At 68.5% G+C, this 20086-nt stretch carries 16 protein-coding genes and 1 pseudogene; 16 read left to right on the top strand and 1 reads right to left on the bottom strand.

Annotation, left to right across the window (positions count from 1 at the left end; translation table 11 throughout):
• Positions 1 to 375: 375 nt before the first annotated feature.
• The 15 genes and pseudogenes from ACFYO2_RS45330 (at position 376) to ACFYO2_RS45260 (ending at position 16481) form a co-directional block, all read left to right on the top strand.
• Positions 376 to 1065: a TetR/AcrR family transcriptional regulator gene (locus tag ACFYO2_RS45330; protein WP_388362215.1), complete on the top strand. Its 690-nt coding sequence runs from the start codon at positions 376 to 378 to the stop codon at positions 1063 to 1065.
• Positions 1066 to 1612: 547 nt separating this feature from the next.
• A complete protein-coding gene (locus tag ACFYO2_RS45325) occupies positions 1613 to 1756 on the top strand; it encodes an SDR family NAD(P)-dependent oxidoreductase (RefSeq protein WP_388362212.1) in 144 nt (47 codons plus the stop codon).
• Between the two features lies 1 nt (position 1757).
• Entirely contained in the window at positions 1758 to 2012 is a 255-nt protein-coding gene (locus tag ACFYO2_RS45320) for a hypothetical protein (protein WP_388362209.1), read from the top strand.
• Positions 2013 to 2298: 286 nt separating this feature from the next.
• On the top strand, positions 2299 to 2901 hold the full coding sequence (locus ACFYO2_RS45315; RefSeq protein ID WP_388362206.1) for a (2Fe-2S)-binding protein: 603 nt from the start codon (positions 2299 to 2301) through the stop codon (positions 2899 to 2901).
• 3 nt (positions 2902 to 2904) lie between these two features.
• Positions 2905 to 3906 carry an FAD binding domain-containing protein gene (locus ACFYO2_RS45310; protein WP_388362204.1) on the top strand — a complete coding sequence of 334 codons (1002 nt, stop codon included), beginning with the start codon at positions 2905 to 2907 and terminating at the stop codon, positions 3904 to 3906.
• Entirely contained in the window at positions 3903 to 6077 is a 2175-nt protein-coding gene (locus ACFYO2_RS45305) for a xanthine dehydrogenase family protein molybdopterin-binding subunit (RefSeq protein WP_388362201.1), read from the top strand. Before ACFYO2_RS45310 ends, ACFYO2_RS45305 begins: the two co-directional genes overlap by 4 nt.
• A gap of 341 nt (positions 6078 to 6418) precedes the next feature.
• The gene (locus tag ACFYO2_RS45300; RefSeq protein ID WP_388362198.1) at positions 6419 to 7573 is read left to right on the top strand and encodes an XdhC family protein; all 1155 of its coding nucleotides are present in this window, start codon (positions 6419 to 6421) and stop codon (positions 7571 to 7573) included.
• 290 nt (positions 7574 to 7863) lie between these two features.
• A pseudogene (locus ACFYO2_RS45295) lies at positions 7864 to 8281 on the top strand (fused response regulator/thioredoxin-disulfide reductase); the annotation flags it as partial.
• A gap of 239 nt (positions 8282 to 8520) precedes the next feature.
• On the top strand, positions 8521 to 10248 hold the full coding sequence (locus ACFYO2_RS45290) for an MFS transporter (protein WP_388362273.1): 1728 nt from the start codon (positions 8521 to 8523) through the stop codon (positions 10246 to 10248).
• Positions 10249 to 10277: 29 nt separating this feature from the next.
• Positions 10278 to 11252, top strand: coding sequence for an Lrp/AsnC family transcriptional regulator (locus ACFYO2_RS45285; RefSeq protein ID WP_388362196.1), 975 nt, complete (start codon positions 10278 to 10280; stop codon positions 11250 to 11252).
• 827 nt (positions 11253 to 12079) lie between these two features.
• On the top strand, positions 12080 to 12829 hold the full coding sequence (locus tag ACFYO2_RS45280; RefSeq protein WP_388362194.1) for an SDR family oxidoreductase: 750 nt from the start codon (positions 12080 to 12082) through the stop codon (positions 12827 to 12829).
• Between the two features lie 516 nt (positions 12830 to 13345).
• Positions 13346 to 14185, top strand: coding sequence for a helix-turn-helix transcriptional regulator (locus ACFYO2_RS45275; RefSeq protein ID WP_388362191.1), 840 nt, complete (start codon positions 13346 to 13348; stop codon positions 14183 to 14185).
• A gap of 338 nt (positions 14186 to 14523) precedes the next feature.
• Complete coding sequence (locus ACFYO2_RS45270) at positions 14524 to 15117, top strand: TetR/AcrR family transcriptional regulator (RefSeq protein WP_388362189.1); 594 nt, start codon at positions 14524 to 14526, stop codon at positions 15115 to 15117.
• 92 nt (positions 15118 to 15209) lie between these two features.
• A complete protein-coding gene (locus ACFYO2_RS45265) occupies positions 15210 to 15944 on the top strand; it encodes an NADPH-dependent F420 reductase (RefSeq protein WP_388362187.1) in 735 nt (244 codons plus the stop codon).
• Between the two features lie 264 nt (positions 15945 to 16208).
• Positions 16209 to 16481: a nitroreductase family protein gene (locus ACFYO2_RS45260; protein WP_388362184.1), complete on the top strand. Its 273-nt coding sequence runs from the start codon at positions 16209 to 16211 to the stop codon at positions 16479 to 16481.
• 214 nt (positions 16482 to 16695) lie between these two features.
• Here ACFYO2_RS45260 and ltrA read toward each other — a convergent pair whose 3' ends face one another.
• Entirely contained in the window at positions 16696 to 17949 is a 1254-nt protein-coding gene (ltrA, locus tag ACFYO2_RS45255; RefSeq protein ID WP_388362181.1) for a group II intron reverse transcriptase/maturase, read from the bottom strand.
• 945 nt (positions 17950 to 18894) lie between these two features.
• Here ltrA and ACFYO2_RS45250 point away from each other — a divergent pair.
• Entirely contained in the window at positions 18895 to 19806 is a 912-nt protein-coding gene (locus ACFYO2_RS45250; RefSeq protein ID WP_388362178.1) for a hypothetical protein, read from the top strand.
• The last annotated feature ends 280 nt before the right edge of the window (positions 19807 to 20086 follow it).

Below are 20086 nucleotides of genomic sequence, written 5' to 3'. Positions count from 1 at the left end.
TCGTCGAAAATCAGTCACACCGCCGACCCGGTCAGCAATTGTGCAAGCCGTGATCGTCGGTCATGGTCCCTGGGACCGGGAGGTACTGACGCAGGGTGTGTTCGTCACCGCGTACGAGGTTGCCTGGCACCCTGGTCGTACGAGAGCTTCCGGGGCCGGAGCTCAAAAGAGCCAGGTCCTCTTCTATGTCGAAGGTGATCCGCTGCTGCCGCGGACGTCGCCTACGAGCCAGTCAGACACCCTTGTCTGAACGTCACTGAGGGGGACACTCCACGCGGGTACGTTAGACGGTACGTTAGTACCCGTTCGGTCGGCCTTCCGGTCCGGACGACCACCCGCCACTTTCGGTGGAGACGCTCATGGGAGACTGCTGCGGTGACGGCCCAACCTGACTCGCGCGACCGACGCCCGCGCCGAACGGCACGCAGACGGGTCGTCGACACACGTCGGCGGGAGCAACTGCTGCGCCAGGCCGAGACGATCATCCTGACCGAAGGCTTCACCGCGGTGACCATGGATGAGCTCGCCCAACGCCTGGGGTGCTCCAAGGCGACGCTGTACAGCCTCGCCTCCACGAAGGAACAGCTGGTCCTGGCGGTCACCCGCGCTTTCTTCCGGGATGCGACAGCCGAGATCGAACAGGCCGTCCAGGCCGAGCCCGACCCCAGACAGCGCATCCGGGTCTATCTCGCCGGCGTCGGCACGGCCATGCGGCGGCATTCCCACGCCTTCTACGACGACATGGTCGGTTACGAGCCGACCGCACAGATCTACCGCACGAACTCCGCCGCCGCGGCGCGCCGGGTCCACGAACTGATCGAGGAGGGCGTGCAGACCGGTGTTTTCCGCGCGCTCAACGGCCATTTCGCCGCCCATGTCGTAGCGGTCACCATCGACGCGGTCCAGTCGGGGATTCTTCTGGAGAGGACCGGGCTGACCGCCGGCGACGCCTTCTCCGAGCTCGGTGACCTCCTGCTGGGCGGGCTCAGTGCGGGGCAAGGCGCGTTCGAGCCTCCTTCCACAGCTGGGCGTTCGCCCAGGGACCAGGTCTCAGCGCCGAGGTAGACCCCGAGGAAAGGGCGCACCTCGCGGATCCTCTCTGACCAGACACAACCCTCATGTCCCAAACAACGTGCGCTGTCGTTGCCTTCCGATCCGAGGGCAGACCTCGGACCCGTTTTCAACGGCAGGTGCGCTTGCGGACGAGACCCGACCGACTTGGCGCCGATGAGCATCGTCGGCACGTTGCGCTGTCACGTCGCGGACGGTCGTCAACGAGCCGCACCGACCGCCGGGCCTGCGGGGACGCCGGGCATTCCAGCGCTGTTGGCGGATGTGCGCCTGTGCGGGTTGTCTGAGGGGCTTAGCCGGGGGGGGGCGGTTGGACCGTTCTGTTCCCTGTGTAAGAGGGGGAAGCCAGTGCCGGCGCGTCCAGGGCTGGCCTCGGATGCCGCGACGCCGAAGCGACACCGGACCCGCTGGTGGGATCACTCCACCAGGCAGAGACCGCCGATCCATGGATAAACCTTCCTCTCCTGCCCCTGCGCGGGCGCCCCTACGGTCGGGTCCGCGGGCGCTCACCGGCCCGCCGCAACGAAGGAGCGAGACCCCCATGAAGATGACCGGCAACACGATCCTGATCACCGGCGCAACCTCGGACATCGGGCTCGGCCTGGTCCTGCGCCTGCACGAGGCCGGCAACAAAGTGGTCGTCGCCGACCGGCACCAGGCTGGGCTTCGAAGTCACAGCCGCTGAGTTGATCGCCGACATCGCCCTTTCCGGCTGGCGAGCAATGATGACGAAGGGCTCCTCGGGCATCGGAATTGAGATCGCTCGAGTGTGGGCGACCGTGGCCGCGTCAATCACGCTCGCCGTCCGCGATCCGAAAGCCGGTGAGCCGGTCGCTGCCACGATCACTGTCGCGACGGGCAACACCTCCGGCCCTGTGAGCCGCCTCGACCTGGCCGGTCTTTCGGCCCACTGCATCCTCTGTTCGACGACGTCGGCGTGAGGGTGGTCTTGCCCGAGCTTCAGCTGAGTACCGGGGAGTGGGAGCAGCAGCTCGCGCCCGGTCCGTCACATATTGGCCGCCGTCAGCGAGACGAGTGTGCTGGCCACCCGCTCACCTCAGTTCGACAAAATCGACAGCCGCTGCTTCGAGAACTGCCACGAGCGTCCTGGATACGGACGACGTACCCGCCGGCCACACCGCAGTGGCTTCTTATAAGCCGGCCACGTGCAGCGCACGACTTCGGGAGTTGTCGTCGCCATTGGCCTTCCCGGTCCAGGAGTCGTGGATGGTCGGCAATCGGCCGGGAAAGCGGTTGCCAGTCTCTCCTGCTCCCCCTCGTCAGGGCCCTGTCACAAAGGATTACGAAGCCGTGAAGAAGACATCGACGACCACCAGACCGCCGACTGACCTTGTCGAGACGGCCTTCACCGTCAACGGCGAGGAAGTGTGCCTCGCTTTGGATCCTCGCGAGTCTTTGCTCGACGTACTGCGCGAGCGTCTCGTGCTGACCGGAACGAAGAAGGGGTGTGATCAGGGGCAGTGCGGCGCCTGCACGGTGCACATCGACGGCCGTCGCGTCGTGTCCTGTCTGACTCCGGCGGTCCAGGTCGCGGGACAGGACGTGATGACCATCGAAGGCGTCGCGGCTCCCGACGGCACGCTGCACCCATTGCAGCAGGCGTTCGTCGATTGCGACGCCCTGCAGTGCGGCTACTGCACACCTGGGCAGGTGATGTCCGGCCTGGCCTGCCTGGCCGAAGGCCACACCGAGACCGACGGCGACATCCGTGAGTACATGAGCGGCAACCTGTGCCGATGCGGCGCGTATGTCGGCATCACCGCCGCCATCCGTCGGGTGGCCGACCAGACCCAGCAGACCGAGGTGTAGACGGTGCGCTCATTCGCTTATGTCGTGCCCGACAGCGTCCCTGGGGCCGTCGATGCCCTGGCCGCCGCCGAGCCGGGCACCAAGATCCTTGCCGGTGGCACGACCCTGTACGACCTGATGAAGCTCGGCATCGAGGCTCCGCCGACCGTCATCGACATTCACCGTCTCGCCGAGCTGACCGAGATCAGCACGAGTGAGGGCGAACTGTCGTTCGGTGCGGGAGTAAAAATGGCCGAGGTCGCCGACCATCCGGTCGTACGCCGCGACTATCCGGCGCTGTCGGAATCCTTGTGGAGGGCGGCGTCACAGCAACTGCGCAACATGGCGACGGTCGGCGGGAACCTGCTGCAACGCACGCGATGCGGCTACTTCCGCGGCGGAGCGGAGTTCCCCTGCAACAAGAGGAATCCCGGCAGCGGCTGTGCGGCTCTCGAGGGACTCGACCGCACCCATGCGTTGCTGGGCACCAGCGACACCTGCATCGCCACCTACCCGGGCGACTGGGCCGTAGCCCTGATCGCGTTCGACGCCGAACTCGACGTGCTCGGCCAAGCAGGCGAGCGGACGCTGCCGCTCGGCGAACTGCACGTCGAACCGGGAGACAACCCCCTGCTCGAACACACCCTGGCTCCCGATGAGTTGATCCTGCGGATCCGCGTTCCCGCGACCCCCGCCGGTCGCGGCTCCACCTACCACAAGATCCGTGACCGGGAGTCGTACGCCTTCGCCCTCGCCTCGGCCGCCACCGCGGTGACGCTGGACGCACAGGGAATGGTCACGGACTGCCGGATCGGTTTGGGAGGGGTCGCCACGCGCCCCTGGCGAGCGACGGCAGCGGAACGCTCACTGATCGGCGAACAACTCACCATGGCAACCGCCCGCCACGCGGGGGAAGTCGCCTTCGCCGAGGCCCGCCCTCCTCGCACCGGCGCGTTCCGAGTCGAACTGGGCATCCGCACCGTTACTGACGCACTGCTCACCGCCGGGAAGCGAGCCGCCCGATGAAGACCCCAGACCTGCGCCGCGTCGACGCCCACGAAAAGGTCACCGGCACCGCACGCTACGGCGCCGACCGCGTCCCGGACGACCTGGCGTATGCAATGTTCGCCTTGGCCACGATCGGCAAGGGCCGCACCGTGGCCATCGACACCGCCGCGGCCGAGGCGGTCCACGGTGTCCGTCTGGTCCTGACCCGGTTCAACGAGGACGAACTGCGCGGCCCCGGGTTCCTGATGGGCGGCGGCTTCGCCTTCCAGAGCCTGCAGCCGCTGCTCAGCGATGTCGTCGCCTACCGAGGACAGCCGATCGCGTTGATCATCGCCGACACCCTGGTCGCCGCCACCGAGGCGGCGGAACTCGTCCGGGCACGCTACGAGACCGAGCCGTTCGCCGTCGGAATCGACGACGAAGGGGCCACCTCCGTCATCCAGGAAGAAGCCCTGTCCTGGTTTCCCGACGTCAAGGTGGGCGACGCCGAGAGCGCGTACGCGGCGAGCCCGGTGCAAATCGACGAGACCTACCTGCACCCGGCCCAGCACCAGGTCCCGATAGAACTGATCAGCTCAGTCGTGGAATGGCAGGGCGACAGGCTCGTGGTGCACGAGAGCACCCAGAACGCCGGCGCACTCCGCCACGGAGTCGCCGCGCAACTGAACCTCGATCCCGCCGACGTCGAAGTGATCTCGCCCTACATCGGAGGCGGCTTCGGATCCCGCAACGCACTGCAACCGCACATCGGGCCACTGGCACTGGCCGCACGCCGGCTGATGCGTCCGGTCAAGCTGGTCATTCCGCGCCCCCAGACGTTCCACACCGGCAGCTTCCGGCCGGTCAGTCGTCATCGCATCCGGCTCGGCGCCGACCCGTCGGGACGGCTCCTGGCCGCTCTCCACGACGCGGAGCACCAGACGTCCCGCCACGACCTGTACCCCGCCATGTTCACGGAGGTGACGTCGAGACTGTACGGCGTACCGAACTTCGGGGGACGCCAGCGCCTGGTTCAGACCGATGTCCAGACGCCGGGATACATGAGGGCTCCGCACGAGGGCCCGGCCAGCTTCGCGTTCGAGTCGGCCATCGACGCGCTGGCCTACGCCACCGGCCAGGACCCCGTCGAGCTGCGGTTGGCCAACGACACCGCCACGGACCCGGTCACCGGTCTGCCTTTCTCCTCCCGCCACCTGGCGCAGTGTCTGAAGCGGGGTGCGGAGCGGTTCGGATGGGACAGACGCGATCCGCGGCCGGGGTCGATGCGCGCCGCTGACGGATCGTTCGTGGGCCTGGGCGTCGCTGTCGGCGCCCACCCGGTCATGGTCGCTCCGGCCGTGGCCCGTATTTCCGCGGCAGCCGATGGCCGGGTGACCGTCGGCGTCGACGGCCACGAGATGGGGCAGGGCATCCGCTCGGCCATCGCTCTCCTGGTCGCGGAGGACCTCGGTGTTCCCGTGCAGGACGTCGTCGTACGGGTCGGTGACACACGCTTCGCGCCGCAGCATCTCACCGCCGGTGCGTGGGGCACCGCGACCGCGTTGCCCGCGGTGCACAAGGCACTGCGTGAGCTGCGCAAGCAGCTCGGCACGGGCGACACCGGGACCGTGGATGTGGCAGCCGCGGTTCGAGCCACCGGAGGCGGGTCGCCGGTGGTGGAGGCGACCTCCGTGGGACAGGGCCAGCCCCCCGAGATGCTCGACCGTTCACGGGCCGGCCTGTTCTCCGCCGCCGGCCCGGTCTTCCCGGACTTCACCGCCTTCAGCTGGGCCGCTCACTTCGTCGAGGTCCGCATCGAGGCCACGACACGGCGCATCAGTGTGCCCAGGGCGCTCTGCGTGGCCGACTGCGGACGGGTCGCCAGCCCGGTCACCGCGGCCAGTCAGGTCCGCGGGGGCGTGATCTGGGGCATCAGCCAGGCGCTCCGGGAGTCGAGCGAGGTCGACGGGCGCTTCGGCGGATTCCTCAACACCACGCTGGAGGAGTACCCCTTCGCGGTCAACGCCGACATCCAGGAGATCGACTTCGACTTCATCGACGAGCCGGACCTGCTCCTCAACGACATCGGGGTGAAGGGCCTCGGCGAAGTCACGATGATCGGCGCGGCAGCGGCTGTCGCGAACGCGGTCTTGCACGCCACCGGGCGGCGACAGAACCGGCTGCCCATCCGGATCGAGCACGTGATGTAGGCCGTCAACTCGTCAAGGATCACTCCGGGCAGGAGTGCCTGGGGTGGTGCGACCGACACCGCACCACCCAAGCGACAAAGGCTCGTTGTCGACGCAAGACGAGTCGACCGGGATCACTGGAAAGTCAGCCTCCCCCGAAATGCAGATCCGAGGCTTGACCGGGTGCTGTTCTGCACTGCGCAGGCCCCGTTCGCCAACGCGGTCTTCAATGCCACTGGCCCTTCCGGCCGCCGGTCCCCGTCCGACCGCCGGACCTACCAGGGTCGCGCCGCGTATGCGCTCAGCGTCCGCGCGCGGCGGCCACCGCCCTCCCTCCCCACGGCGAACCTGGAGAACGACCCATGCTGAACATCGCGGACACACTGCACCGCTGGTGCCACGAGGCACGCCCCTTCGCCCTGGCCACCGTCGTCGACGTCACCGGAAGCGCACCCCTGCCCGTCGGTACGTCGGTCGCGGTGGACGAGGACGGCAACGCCGTCGGCAGCATCTCCGGCGGCTGCGTCGAGGGAGCCGTCTACGACCTGTGCCAAGAGGTGCTCCACGGCCAGGGCCCTCCCCGGCGCGCCTGGTTCGGCTATTCCGATGACGACGCCTTCGCAGTCGGCCTGACCTGCGGCGGCGAACTCGACGTCCTCGTCCAGCGCATCGACCCCGCGACCCGGCCGCATCTCGGCGCGGCCCTCGCCGAGGTTGCCGGGGGCCGACCCGCCGCCGTGGCCCAGGTCGTCGACGGCCCCGACGAACTGATCGGCACCACCCTGAGCGTTCTCGGCGATAGATGGATCGCCGACGCGACGCTGGCCGCAGGCCCAACAGGCCAGGCGGTGGCGGACCGGGCCACAGCCCAGCTGCAGGCGGGACGCACCGCGCTCGCCTCGCTCGGCGGAGACACGGACACCTGCCCCGACCGGCTCTCCGTCCTCGTCCACGTGGCCGCGACCCGCCCCCGCATGCTGATCTTCGGCGCGGTCGACTTCGCCACCGCGCTCAGCCAGGCCGGCCGCTTCCTCGGCTACCGGGTCACCGTGTGCGACGCCCGCCCCGTCTTCGCCACCGCGGCACGCTTCCCGCACGCGGACGAGGTCGTGGTCGACTGGCCGCACCGCTACCTGGAACGCACCGAGGTGGACGGCCGTACCGCGGTCTGCGTCCTCACCCACGACTCCAAGTTCGACATCCCTCTGCTGCAGCTGGCCCTCGGCCTGCCCGTCGGTTACGTGGGCGCGATGGGATCCCGCCGGACGCACGAAGAACGTCTGCGCCTGCTGCGCGAGGTGGGCGTCGCGCAGGACCGATTGGCTCGGCTGCGCTCCCCGATCGGTCTCGACCTCGGCGCGCGCACGCCTGAGGAGACGGCGATCTCCATCACCGCGGAGATCATCGCTCACGTCAACCAGGGCACGGGCCTGTCCCTGACCCTGGGCACGGGACCGATCCACCGGCCGCGTCACCAGGCAGTCGACGAGCGTCGTGCCCTCAACGCCCGCTCCTGACGCCGTGATCGGGCACGCCCTCCGGGACGCAACCGTCCCTTCCCAGACAAGGACTGATCATGACGACCTTCGGCCTCGCCGGCACCGTCCCCGGGCCCGCGTTCCAGCGCGGCCGGGACGGCTGCACCGGCCGCTCTGTCAGACCTTCGGGCACGTCGGGTGATGCGACTGCTCACCCGGCACGCACGCCACGGTTCACTTCAGCGGGACCGTCCATCCGTCCCTCCGGTGATCCGGTCCTTCGCGTCCGGCGAGGACCGGCGCTGGTGCTCCATCGACGAGCCCATGCTGTGACGGCTGCCCGGGAGGAGCCCCATTCCCGAACCGGTGATCCTCACCGTCGACGACGATCCGGCGGTGCCAAAGCATTGCGAGTGCTGCGCGGGCTCAAACTGCGTGGCGGGCAGCTTGCGGTGATGTTTGCCGACCACCGGATGCCGAGAACGGGGTCGAGTTCCTGGAGGCCGCGATGGACCTCTCTCCGTTCGCCCAACGGGTGCTGCTCACCGCGTACGCCGACAACGGTGCGGCGATCGATGCCATACGTGGTCGACCTCGACCACTGTCTCCTCAAGCCGTTGGACCCGCCGGAGGAGCATCCGTACCCAGTCGTCGGCAGCCCTCCTGGAGGCGTGGCCGGCGACGCCGGACCCCGCCGCGTCCGACGTCCGAATGGTCGGGCACCGCTGGTCGGCGCCGTCTGGCGACGCAGGGCAGGGAGCTGTTGGCCGTTGTTCTTTGCAGTGTCGGATTTTCCCCGGACCGAAGGCTCGGACGTCGGTTTTCCGGGATCCGGCGGTCGTGGCTGGCTTCGGCTCCCCGGCGGGGCGGAACGTTGCGGCGGAAGTCAGCCGGCCACAGCGCCTGGCGCTTAAGCGAGAGGGTCTTACGTGAACGTCACGACCACGGGGAACGCGCCGCAGGAGCGGCGGGTGCCCACACTCGTCATGGCCTGTGTCGGCGTGTTCGTCGCCTATCTGCCGGTGACCACCGTCTCTGCAAGTCTGCCCGCCATTCAGCGGGCGCTTGACGCATCGACCTCTCAGCTGTCCTGGGTGAGTGTCGCGTTCGTGCTGCCCATGGCCGCGCTCATCCTCACCGCGGGTGTCTTCGGTGACGTGCACGGCCGCAAGAAGGTCTTCCAGGCGGGCCTTGCCTTCAGCGGTCTGGGTGCCTTGATCGCACTGTGCGCCCAGTCGATCGAGGTCGTTTGGGCCGGGCAGGTCTTCGCCGGTCTGGGCGCGGCCGCGTTGCTGCCCACGACCCTGGCCTTGATCAGTCACGCCGTCCCCGACCCGCGCGAGCGCGGGAAGTTCATCGGCGTGTGGGCGACGTCCCTGATGGCCGCCCTCGCATTCGGCCCCGTCATCGCAGGCGTGATCCTCGACCACTTCGCGTGGCGCTGGCTCTACCTGCTGCCCGTCCCCGCCTCGCTGCTCGCGCTGGTCGTCGCGACGAAGCTGATCACCGATTCCCGTGCCCCAGGCATCCGCCGACTGGACTGGCCCGGCCAGCTCACCGCCGCGCTGGCCATCACCGCTCTGGTCTACGGGATCATCGAGGCCGGCGCCGACTCCTTCACCGATGCCAAGGTGATGCTTGCCCTGTCCACCGCCGTGGTCGCATCGGTCGCTTTCGTTTTGGTGGAGCGGCGCAGCTCCAGCCCGATGCTGGACCTGACACTGTTCCGCAGCCCCTCCTTCACCGCCACCGCATTGATCGCCATGATCAGCTTCCTCGGGCTCATCGGGTTCTTCTTCGCCCTCAGCCTCTACTTCGGCATGGTCCAGCAGCTCAGCACCCTCGCATCGGCCTGGCGGCTGTTGATGGTGTGCATGGTGCCGCTGGTCCTCGGTGTCCCCATGGGGCACCTGGTGCACCGGGTGTCTCCTCGGGTTCTGATTCCCGGCGGCCTGCTGGTCGCGGCGGTCGCGCTGCTGTCGCTGACCACGATCGACGCCGGCACCTCGTTCGGTTCACTGGCCTGGCGGCTGGCCCTGCTCGGCCTGGGCGTGTCCTTCGTCATGACTCCGATGACCGCCACCGCCGTCAGTTCGGTGCCGTTCCACCAGGCCGGTATGGCCGCTGCCGCCAACAACGCCTTCCGTCAGCTCGGCGCCGCCCTCGGCCCCGCTGTCCTGGGCGCGCTGCTGTCCGCTCGGGCCGTGGACGCTCTGCCCGGACATCTCACCGACGCGGGGCTGGACGGGGCGACGGTCGGGCGCGTCACCGAGGCCGCGGACGCCGGCGGACTGAGTGCGGTCGGCGGGCTTCGTCTGGGCGCGGACACCCCGCGTGTCCTCGGCGCCCTGTCGCAGGCGTTCATCGACGGTCTTCAGCTCTGTCTGATCGCCTCGGCTGCCCTGACCCTGCTGGCAGCCGCGGTGGGATTCGTCCTGCTGCGCCGGCCGCAGCAGGACGCCCCACCGGCCGCAGGCCCGGCTGCCTCCGTCCAAGGGCCTCGCACCCCGACCTGCCCACCTCCGACACTCGGACGGCAGCCCGGCCGCAGTCAGCCGTCTCCCCTCGGTGAGCGCCGGCCCTGCATCGAGGTGACACCAGACGTACCGGCACGGCTCAGGAGCGGATCGTCACCGCGCTGGTACAGGCGCCGACCGTGGGGACGGGCACGGCGCCGCTCAGTGGCCACGGCGCTGTCGTACGACATGACGTGAACATCACCCGCTCGAAACAGGAGCCACCGATGCAGTCCCCTTCGCCCGACGCGCTTGATCTGAAGCTGCTGCACGCGCTCCAGGTGGACGGGCGGGCGCCGTTCAGCCGTATCGCCGAGATCCTCGGAGTGTCCGACCAAACCATCGCCCGCCGCTTCCGCAAACTGCGCACCACCGCCGGACTCAGGATCGTCGGCATGACCGACGAGAGCCTGCTGGGCCGCCAGAGCTGGATCGTCCGGCTGCGCTGCACTCCCGACCTGGCCGAACAACTCGCCAACGCGCTGGCCCGGCGCCCCGACACCTCGCACGTCGATCTCATCTCCGGCGGCACCGAAGTGCTGTGCGCCATGAGACCCCGCAGCCGACAGACCCGCGACGAACTGCTCTTCGACCGCCTGCAACGCACGCCTCAGGTCATTTCAGTCAGCGCCCACTGCCTGCTGCACACCTTCTACGGCGGTCCCCTCGGCTGGCTCGACAAGACTCAAGCGCTCGAACCCGACCAGGAGGCGGCACTGCGTCTCCCGTACAGCGAGCCGGTAGCCGCCCCCATCGCTCTCGAAGGAGCGGACGAGGCGCTGCTCGCCGTGCTGCGGCGCGACGGCCGGGCAACCTTCAGCGAGCTGCAGACCAGCACCGGCCAGTCGGAGTCCGCTGTCAAGCGACGCCTGGAGCGTCTGCGCTCCACCGGCGTCCTCTACTTCAAAGTGCAGCACGACCGCGAGTCCCTCGGACACGGCATCAGCGCGATGCTCTGGCTCAGCGTCGCCCCCTCCGCACTCGATGCCGTCGGCCGGAAGCTGGCAGAACACCACGAGGTCCGCTTCGCCGGCGCCACCACTGGCCAGGCCAACCTCGTCGCCACCGTCGCCACCTCGAGCACGAGCGAGCTCTACACATACCTCAGCGAGAAGATCGGCGGCCTCGACGGCGTGCAGACCGTGGAAACCGCCCTGACCCTGCGGCATGTCAAGCAACTCACCTACGAGCCGAGCCGCTGACCGCCGAACGGCCACCAGGCGAATGCGATCGCGCATGGCCCCTTGCGTACGGACCGGACGGAGCGACCGTGGTGGGGTGCTGCACAGTCGACGGACGCGCTCGTCACCTCTTCGTCTCGCCGACGCGGGGTACAGGGCAGGCGGCCCGACAGCCCGCGTTGCTTTCCAGCAGCCCTACGACCGCTCTCTCATCGGCGACAAAACGGTGCTCATACCCGTATGCCGCGCAGCGAGGTCCACAATCGGACCACAGTGCCGACCGTCGTCCGGGCCGCCACCACCAGCATCGGACTGGAGGGAAGACCGCAGGACCGTCCGCGGTTGCCCGCTCCCCTGGGCCAACCCTGGCTGTTCAGCGGAATGGGGTGAGCTGACGTCCTGACAGCAGAAAGGCGCCGCTGAGCTGCAAGGATGCGAGAGGTTCGTATCCGGTACAGGGGTCAGGAAACCTTTCTGGTGGTCAGGCGTACCGGGTGGGGCCATGGGCTGTCGGTGGCGGCCCGATGGGAAGACGCTGGCTGATCACGCGGGAGCAGTGCTGCTGCGGAGGCTCGCGGACACAGGAGCCGGCTGGGCCCGCGCGGATGCTGCGGGTAACGACGGATCCGCCGGGACCGCACAGACTGCGATCCCGGCCACCAGGGTCTCCTACCGGCGGCTCGCTGAGCCCGGTCTGGAGGCGCTGACCGGCTGTAGCGTCTTCCACGGCTCAGCCGGGGACCGCCGATCCATGGATAAACCGTCCTCTCCCGCCGCTGTGCGGGCGCCCCTACGGTCGAGGTCGCGGGCGCTCACCGGCCCGCCGTAACCAAGGAGCGAGACCCCTCATGAAGATCACCGGCAACACGATCCTGATCACCGGCGGAACCTCGGGCATCGGCCTCGGCCTGGCCCTGCGCCTGCACGAGGCCGGCAACAAGGTGATCGTCGCCGGCCGGCGCAAGGAACTCCTCGACGAGATCACGGCCGAGCACCCGGGCATCGACGGGCTCATCCTCGATGTCGCGGACCCCGACTCGATCGCCCGGGCCCGTGAGACCGTGGCGGTGAGCCACCCGGGGCTGAACGCCCTGGTCAACAACGCCGGCATCATGCTGCGGGAGAACCTCCTCGACCCGGCCGAACTCCCGGTCGCCGAGGATCACGTCACGGTCAACCTGCTCGGCACGATCCGGATGACGTACGCCTTCCTGCCCCTGCTCGCGGGCAAGGACGACGCGGTCGTCATGAACGTCACCTCCGCATTGGCGTTCGTACCGTACCCGAGCACCCCGACCTACAGCGCGACCAAGGCCGCGCTGCACTCCTTCTCCGAGAGCCTGCGCATCCAGCTCGCCGGTGCTGGCGCCGGCGTCCAGGTGATCGAGATGGTCCCGCCGGGCGTGCGCACGACCCTGCTGGGCCAGCAGGACAACGACCACGCCATGCCGTTGGACGACTTCCTCACCCAGACCCTCGACCTGCTGCGCGAGAAGCCCGACGCGAAGGAACTTGTCGTCGAGGGCGCCAGGTTCATCCGCGACGCGCAGGCCAATGGCTCCTACGACAACGTCCTCGCCATGATCGCCAGCAGCTGACCGGCCTGTAGTGACCGACGCGGAACAACAGCACGCAGGCCTGTCCTGTGGGGCCACATCATGGACGGACGCGAAATGGACCGCCTCGGGGAGGCCTCACCGAAGACGCGGAACGGTAAGGAAGCGCCTTCGGCGTCGCCCCGGTCGTTGCACGGGAGGCGACCCGGCTCCGTCCTGAGTGCCGTCGAGCACGCGAGCGCCTGGCCGACACGACGCACATCGTCTTCTCGGCCAGGCCGGGCGACGAGGCCGGGGGCCGCTCCCAAAGCGTCGGGCGTCGTCGACGGAGGACCGTCGCCGCAGGCCGTCTTCCATACCGGCGGCCTGCGGCGCACTGCCGACGGTCAGCGAATTTCCAGCGGGTCATGCAGGTCAAGGGACCATCGGGTCTTCCTGCCGCGAGCGCCCACGGCGTCGGTCTCACTCATGGGCGGCTTCGCACGGGTGGGAGAGGAGTGCTCAGCCATGGATCGGCGGTCTCTGGATAGCCGGCCTGGATACGGCGAGGATGGGGGCATGGACAAGAAGGAACTGGCGGAATTCCTGCGCCACCGGCGTGAGACGCTGCGGCCCCGCGACGTCGGGCTGGTCGAGGGGCCGCGCAGGCGTACCCAAGGACTGCGCCGCGAGGAGGTCGCGCAGCTCGCCGGTATGTCAACCGACTATTACGCCCGGCTGGAACAGCAGCGTGCTCCGCAGCCCTCCGTCCAGATCACCACGGCTCTCGCCCGGGCACTGCGGCTGACCCTGGACGAACGCGACCACCTCTTCGTCCTCATCGGCCACAACGCCCCGGCCCGCTTCCAGCGCTCCGAACATGTCAGCCCGACGCTGATGCGGGTCCTGGACCGCCTGGACGATTCCCCGGCCCTGGTGCAGACCGATCTGTTCGACACCCTCGCGATGAACCCCTTGGCCGTGGCGCTGCTCGGCGACCAGACCCGCCACACCGGTCTGGCCCGCAGCGGCTACTACCGCTGGTTCATGGACCCGGCCGAACGTCTGATGGTTCCCGAGGAGACCCACGAACGCCACGGCCGTGCCCAGGCAGCCCGCCTGCGGGCCACACTGACAGCAGGCAGCGACACCCCCCGAGCCGCCCGGATCCTCGCCGAACTCCAGGAACACAGCCCCGAGTTCGTCCGCATGTGGGAACTCCAGGAGGTCGCACAAAGCTACGACGACTGCAAGACCATCCTCCATCCCGAACTCGGCCGCATCGACGTCGACGCCCAGGTCCTGTTCACCGAGAACCGCGCCCAGACCCTGGTGGTGCTGACCACTCGCCCCGGCACGGAGAGCCACAGCAAACTCGAACTGCTCTCCGTCATAGGGCACCAGCAGCTCACCCCCTGACATCCTGGGCCGGGAGACGGGTCAGGGCTCGGCGCAGGAGGGGCCGAACACGTTGGAGACCTGTGTCCCGAACCCGGTCAGGAGCGCTGGTGATACATGCGGGTCACGGTCCAGGACGCCGACCGTCGTCGGGACCGGCGGCGCGGCACCCCGCGCACCCACTTCCGCACGGCTTTTGCTCTGCGCGCTGCGGCCAGACAAGCGGGTCCCCTTGCTGTCCGGGCTCCGTGGTCGGGCCGCCGATTTGACCGGATGCCGCCTCCGTTTTACTCTCGGATGCATACGGAGGCAGCATCCGTTTTGATGCGGCCGCAGGACCAGGGCAGACAGGAGGGCGCATGAGCGCCGGTGAACAGCGGGGACGCAAGCCCCGCGCGGACGTCCAGCGCAACCGCGCTGCCCTCCTGGAGACCGCGCAGCGTCACTTCCTGCAGCACGGGGTCGGCACCTCCCTCGAGGCGGTGGCCAAGGAGGCGGGCGTCGGGCCCGGCACCCTGTACCGGCACTTCCCCACCCGGGAGGCGCTGCTGGCGGCTGTGCTGCAGACACGCTCCGAGGAGCTGGTGGCCCGTCAGGCGGACATCGAGCAGCTCGACGACCCCGCCGAGGCGCTGGAGCAGTGGCTGCGGGCGATGGAGGAGTACTTCAGCGCCTTCAGCGGGCTGCCGGACCCGCTCATGGCCGCAGCCAGGGCGCAGGAGCCGGACAACCCGCTCACGATTCCCTGCGACATCCTCATCTCCGCCACCGATCAGTACGTGCGAGCCGCGCAGCTCGCGGGGCGCGTGCGCGCGTCGGTGCGCGGGCACGACCTGTTCCTCGCGGCCTGTTCCGTTGCCTGGATCAAGGGCACCGGTACCGAGGAGGAGCCGCTCGACCGGCTCCGCACGCTTATCGCGAGCGGCTACCGCGAGCGGGACACCCAGGCGTAGACGTCAGGCTCCCGCAATACCAGGTGGCACCACCACCCAGCCATCACATCGCGCTGCCCTCAGGGGCAGTGCAACCTCCTAAAGGACAAATCATGAAAATTACTGTCATAGGCGCTGGCGCCATCGGCGGGAACCTCGCTGCCAAGCTCAGCACGGCTGGTCACGACGTCCAGGTGGCCGACGCCCGCGGCCCCGAGGCCGTCCGGGCGGTGGTGCTGGAGTCCGGGGCCCGCGCGGCGGAGCTCGCCGACGCCGTCCAGGGCCGGGACGTCATCGTCTTGGCCATCCCCTTCGGGGTGGCGGGGAAGCTGGCCGGCCTGTTCGCCTCGGTCCCCGCCGAGACAGTCGTCATCGACACCTCGAACTACTATCCGCACCTCAGCGGGCAGATCGAGGCCGTGGACAACGGCGCAGTCGAGAGCGTGTGGAACGCCGAGCAACTGGGGCGCCCCGTGGTCAAGGCGTGGAACGCCGCCCTGGCCGAAACCCAGCGGACCCGGGGCGTTCCGGCCGGAACGCCCGGCCGCCTCGCCATCCCCGTCGCCGGCGACTCCGAGGAGGCGCGGCGTGTGGCCATGCAGCTCGTGGACGACACCGGCTTCGACCCCTACGACGCAGGCACACTGGCCGACTCCTGGCGCCAGCAGCCGAACAGCCCCGCCTACTGCACCGAACTGACCCTCGACGAGCTGCCGGCGGCCCTGGCCGCGGCCGACCGCGCCAAGGACGCCCGCATCCGCGACACCGTGCCGGAACGCCTCGCCACCCGCCCGGCCACGGCCACCCTGGAGGACATCGTCGAGATGAACCGCGCCGCCCACCGCTGAGTCACCCGACAGGGCTCTCGTGCACGCAACGGCACGAGGGCGGCAGCGCCGGCACGCCACGAACAAACAAGACGAACACGAAGAGCACACAGTCCGCCGCCCTGCGGCCTGCAGTCCCGGCACGCCGCTGCCTGCGAGCATCCGCAAGCCTGCCGGTACCCGCAAGGGTGCGTCCGCACCCGGCCCTTACGCCGGCTGCCTCCTTGCGTGGCCTGCCGTACTGCGCTGCGTGGCGGCGACTGCGCGCCATGGAGAGGAACCGCCTTGCCCGGCACCGCATCACGCTTCACCGACATCGCACGCTCCCGGCGCTCCCCCCGGCGGTTCTTGCCCACCGCCCTGTCCCCTTCGGACATCCGCGGTGTGCTGGAAGACGCACAGACGGCCCCCTCGAACAGCAACACCCAGCCGTGGACGGTGCACGTCGTCTCGGGTGCGGAGCGGGACGCCCTGGGCAAAGAGCTGCTCCGGGCCGAGGAGGAGGGACGGCAGCCACCCCTGCGATGGGGATGGTTGCAGTCTGACAGCGGGGACTGACACGGGAGCGCGAACATGCCGCGCTCGGCCGTTCGTGACTGGTCGAGGTGGATGACACCGGCGCCTCGTCGGCACGGCCTCGGGATGCGCGGGGCCGTTGACCGGCAGACACCTTGGTCCCGGTGATGGTCGGGTCGCCCGGGGGAATCGCACCCCCGGGCTCCCACAGAACCGTGCGTAACAGTCTCCCGTTACACGGCTCTTGTCCTCCTGATCACCGGAACTCTGGTGTCCATGCCCACTGGGCGAAGAGCCTCGGGTACTGGCGCGTGACGCGGTTCCAGCACGCGTGGGCCTTCTTGAACGACCGAAGCCGTCGATACTTCTTGCGGACCCACCGCATCAGGTAGGTGTTGATGCGGTGGAGGAGGGGATGCAGCTCGGAGCGGTAGAACGCCCCGTAGTACTGCACCCAGCCCCGCACGATCGGGTTGATGCGTCGTGCGAGGTCGAAGAAGGTGAGGTGGATCTGCCGGTGGATCCGCCAGGAGCGGATCTCCGTGCCGATCTTCTTCTGGGCGTCCTTGCTGATCGCGGGCAGGAAGCCGGTGAAGTTCGTACCGTTCCTGTTCCGCGCCCCGCGGGCTCGGAAGGTGAACCCGAGGAAGGTGAACGACGTGTGCTCGTAGGAGCCGCGCCGCTTACCGTCCTTGCAGTACACGATCCGGGTCTTGTCGGGATGCAGCCGCAGCCCGACGTCGTCCATCCTGTTCGCGAGTGCGGCCAGGACCTCATGGGCCTGACGCTCGCTGACGCAGTGAACGACCGCGTCGTCCGCATACCGCTCGAACTCGACTCCCGGATACGTCCGGGTGAGCCACCTGTCGAACGCGTAGTGCATGAACAGGTTCGCCAGCACGGGCGAGACCGCCGACCCCTGCGGGGTGCCACGGTCCCGCACCTGCAAGGTGCCGTCGGGTAGTTGAAGCGGCGCTCGGAGCCACCGATCAACATACAACTTCACCCAGACGGCGTCGGTGTGAGCCTCCACGGCCTTGACGATGAGGTCCCAGCGGACGCTGTCGAAGAACTTCTGGATGTCGAGATCGATCACCCAGTCCTTCCCCCAACACCGCTTCCGGCATCGCTCTACCGCATCAAGCGCGGACCGTCTCGGCCGATATCCATAGGAATCCTCGTGAAAGACAGGCTCCACTCGGATCCCCAGGTGTCTGGCCACCACGGTTTGCGCCACACGATCAGCAACAGTGGGAATGCCAAGCATTCTCGTGCCGCCGCCATGTTGTTTCGGAATCTCCACCGCACGCACCGGAGGAGGGAAGTATGTTCCCGAGGACATTCGATTCCAGAGCTTGTAAAGGTTTCCCTTCAAGTCGGCCTCGAAGTCCTCGATGGACTGCCCGTCCACCCCTGGTGCCCCTTGATTCCTTTTGACCTCCCGATACGCCTCCAGCACTTCCCACTTGGAGATTTCGAACGGCTTGTTCGGTGACTTCAGCTTGTCCATCGGCTCCTCCCGGAGAACGTCCGGTTGACCAGACACACACAGCCACGGATGACCCGGCCCCTTCGCTCCACCCCCGTTACAGGGGCTTCAGCACTACTACGGGCCGGTCCGCCAGCACGCTCCGCGCCGGTACTCAGCCCCTCACGGTTCATCCGCTCAGGGCGCTCCCTCTCGCCACCCTCTCGGGAGCAGTGTCGAAGCGTGCCTTCCCACGTTCCGTGCAAGACCTACGGACCAGGCTCACGCCACCTCCGTGCCGGGCACCGCCTGACCAATAGACGGGCTCCCGTCAGGCTTATCCCAGACCCAATCCCGTGGGCCCGGTTCTGATGCCACTTCGATTTCAATAACGACACTTCAGCAGTGGTTCACTTGCGTTCGTCTTCCTGATCCCCACCTGACGCCTCTCGGGCGCCTTCTCCACATCGCTCACCACGATCGCGTCACCGCTCTCTCAGCATGTGGTGGTTTGAAGCCTCCCCCCGCAGGGCGGCTCCGAAGGGCCAGACCTTCATGTCTTGCACAGCATTGCTTCCAGAACTGTTCCTACATACGGTTCCTTTCGCATTCGTGGCACACGGGATCTTTGGAATCGGCCAGGGACGCTCGTCGCCTCATTCGCTACGACGTTCTACGGAGTGGAGAGCTTCAGCGAGCGCCACGCGCATCGCCGGGCCGGGCAGGGGCGGGACGCGTCAGGTGTCGGAGGCGGGGGCTAGGGTCGGCGGCGTTACGACCACCAGCAGCAGGAGACTCCATGCCGTCAGAGCACGCGCAGCAGGACGCCGCCCGGGGAACGGCCGCCCGGGCCCCGGCCGCTGGCTCCGCTTCCCTTCGACGTCGAGGCAGTCTTTCCGGAGTTGATCGGTACGGCGCGCGAGGTCACCCTCCTCTACCCCCGGGCCGGGGAGCGGGGCCCGGGGTGACAGTTCCATCGGCGGGCCGTTGCTCTGGCCGGCCGACGAGACCTGGCCGATGTGCGCCGAACCGGGCCACTACAAGCCTCTCGACGCGCCCGTCGGGCCGGAGCCGGTCGCGATGGTCCCGGTAGTTCAGCTGTACGCGCGGGATGTGCCCGACCTTGTCTTCCCCGTCGGCACCGACCTGTTGCAGATCCTATGGTGCCCACTCGTTCACGAGGACGACCAGGCCGCGGCCGACCCCCGGCTCCACTGGCGCAGCACGGCGCTGACGGCGGCTGGCGCCATTGCCGGGGAACCACCTCGCCCCCATACCGCGGAGGAGGACTACCTGCCGCGCGCGTGCACCCTTTCCCCCACTCCGGCCAAGGAGTACCCGAACTGGGACCTGCCCGAGGGACTCGGTGAGCTGCTCAACCAGCGGTTCGATGCTCTGCGGGAGGAACGGGGCTACGACTACTTCGAGGTGGCTACGACGCAACAGAGCAAGGTCGGCGGCTACCCGGGGTGGACCCAGCCGCCCGACTGGCCCGACTGCGCAGGCTGCGGCACCCGCATGGAACACCTGCTCAGCGTCACCGCGACTGAACCACAAATGGGCCGCTGGCTCCCCGTGGACGACTGGAGCCCCCGCCACGACGAGGTTGCGAGCCCGTCCTGGCAGGCCGAGGCCGACCCCACCGCCCTCGACGCGTTCGGGCATGGCATGGACTTGGGCGACTTGGGCGGCATGTACTTCTTCATCTGCCGCATCTGCCCCGACACCCCGTACACCCACCTTACGACTGCTGAGGCCCGCCCTATCTGCTCGCGGGCCCGCGACGTAGCTGGCCACCGGGCGGGCCCACCCCTGGCAGCTGGTGGCAGGTCAGTGCGGGTTTTCCTGGGGAATCAAGCCGAGCAACGCAACTCTGGACCCGCCCCGAGCAGCTGGTGAGGAGATTCAGATATCGCCATCACCTGTGACGGATGGGCCGACCAACGCGAGCGAGTGCCAACAACGATGACCAAATGGTGCCATCTATCGCGACCGCCACGGCGCATCGTGCCTGTCCGGCAGGCTCCGCCGGTGCCATCTATCGCGACCAGTCACAGATAGGATCTCCAGAATCACTCCAAGGCTGTCGGCGACGGGTGAATCGTGGCTCTTCCAAGATTTCCGTGAAGCCGGTCAGTGAGCTGCCTCGGTTGTGACTCTGTGTTGCCGACGGTCGGCG

The sequence above is a fragment of the Streptomyces sp. NPDC006602 genome (assembly GCF_042870385.1).
GTDB lineage: Bacteria > Actinomycetota > Actinomycetes > Streptomycetales > Streptomycetaceae > Streptomyces.
The sequence above is the reverse complement of the archived record's forward strand: the minus strand, read 5'-3'. Positions and strand labels throughout refer to the sequence as shown.

Bases quoted from the DNA above. Each gene is read 5' to 3' on its own strand.
- ACFYO2_RS45290 (WP_388362273.1), top strand. From the start codon at position 8,521: ATGGCCTGTGTCGGCGTGTTCGTCGCCTATCTGCCGGTGACCACCGTC.
- ACFYO2_RS45325 (WP_388362212.1), top strand. From the start codon at position 1,613: ATGAAGATGACCGGCAACACGATCCTGATCACCGGCGCAACCTCGGAC.
- ACFYO2_RS45280 (WP_388362194.1), top strand. From the start codon at position 12,080: ATGAAGATCACCGGCAACACGATCCTGATCACCGGCGGAACCTCGGGC.
- ACFYO2_RS45265 (WP_388362187.1), top strand. From the start codon at position 15,210: ATGAAAATTACTGTCATAGGCGCTGGCGCCATCGGCGGGAACCTCGCT.
- ACFYO2_RS45275 (WP_388362191.1), top strand. From the start codon at position 13,346: ATGGACAAGAAGGAACTGGCGGAATTCCTGCGCCACCGGCGTGAGACG.
- ACFYO2_RS45270 (WP_388362189.1), top strand. From the start codon at position 14,524: ATGAGCGCCGGTGAACAGCGGGGACGCAAGCCCCGCGCGGACGTCCAG.
- ltrA (WP_388362181.1), bottom strand. From the start codon at position 17,949: ATGGACAAGCTGAAGTCACCGAACAAGCCGTTCGAAATCTCCAAGTGG.
- ACFYO2_RS45315 (WP_388362206.1), top strand. From the start codon at position 2,299: ATGGTCGGCAATCGGCCGGGAAAGCGGTTGCCAGTCTCTCCTGCTCCC.
- ACFYO2_RS45285 (WP_388362196.1), top strand. From the start codon at position 10,278: ATGCAGTCCCCTTCGCCCGACGCGCTTGATCTGAAGCTGCTGCACGCG.
- ACFYO2_RS45300 (WP_388362198.1), top strand. From the start codon at position 6,419: ATGCTGAACATCGCGGACACACTGCACCGCTGGTGCCACGAGGCACGC.
- ACFYO2_RS45305 (WP_388362201.1), top strand. From the start codon at position 3,903: ATGAAGACCCCAGACCTGCGCCGCGTCGACGCCCACGAAAAGGTCACC.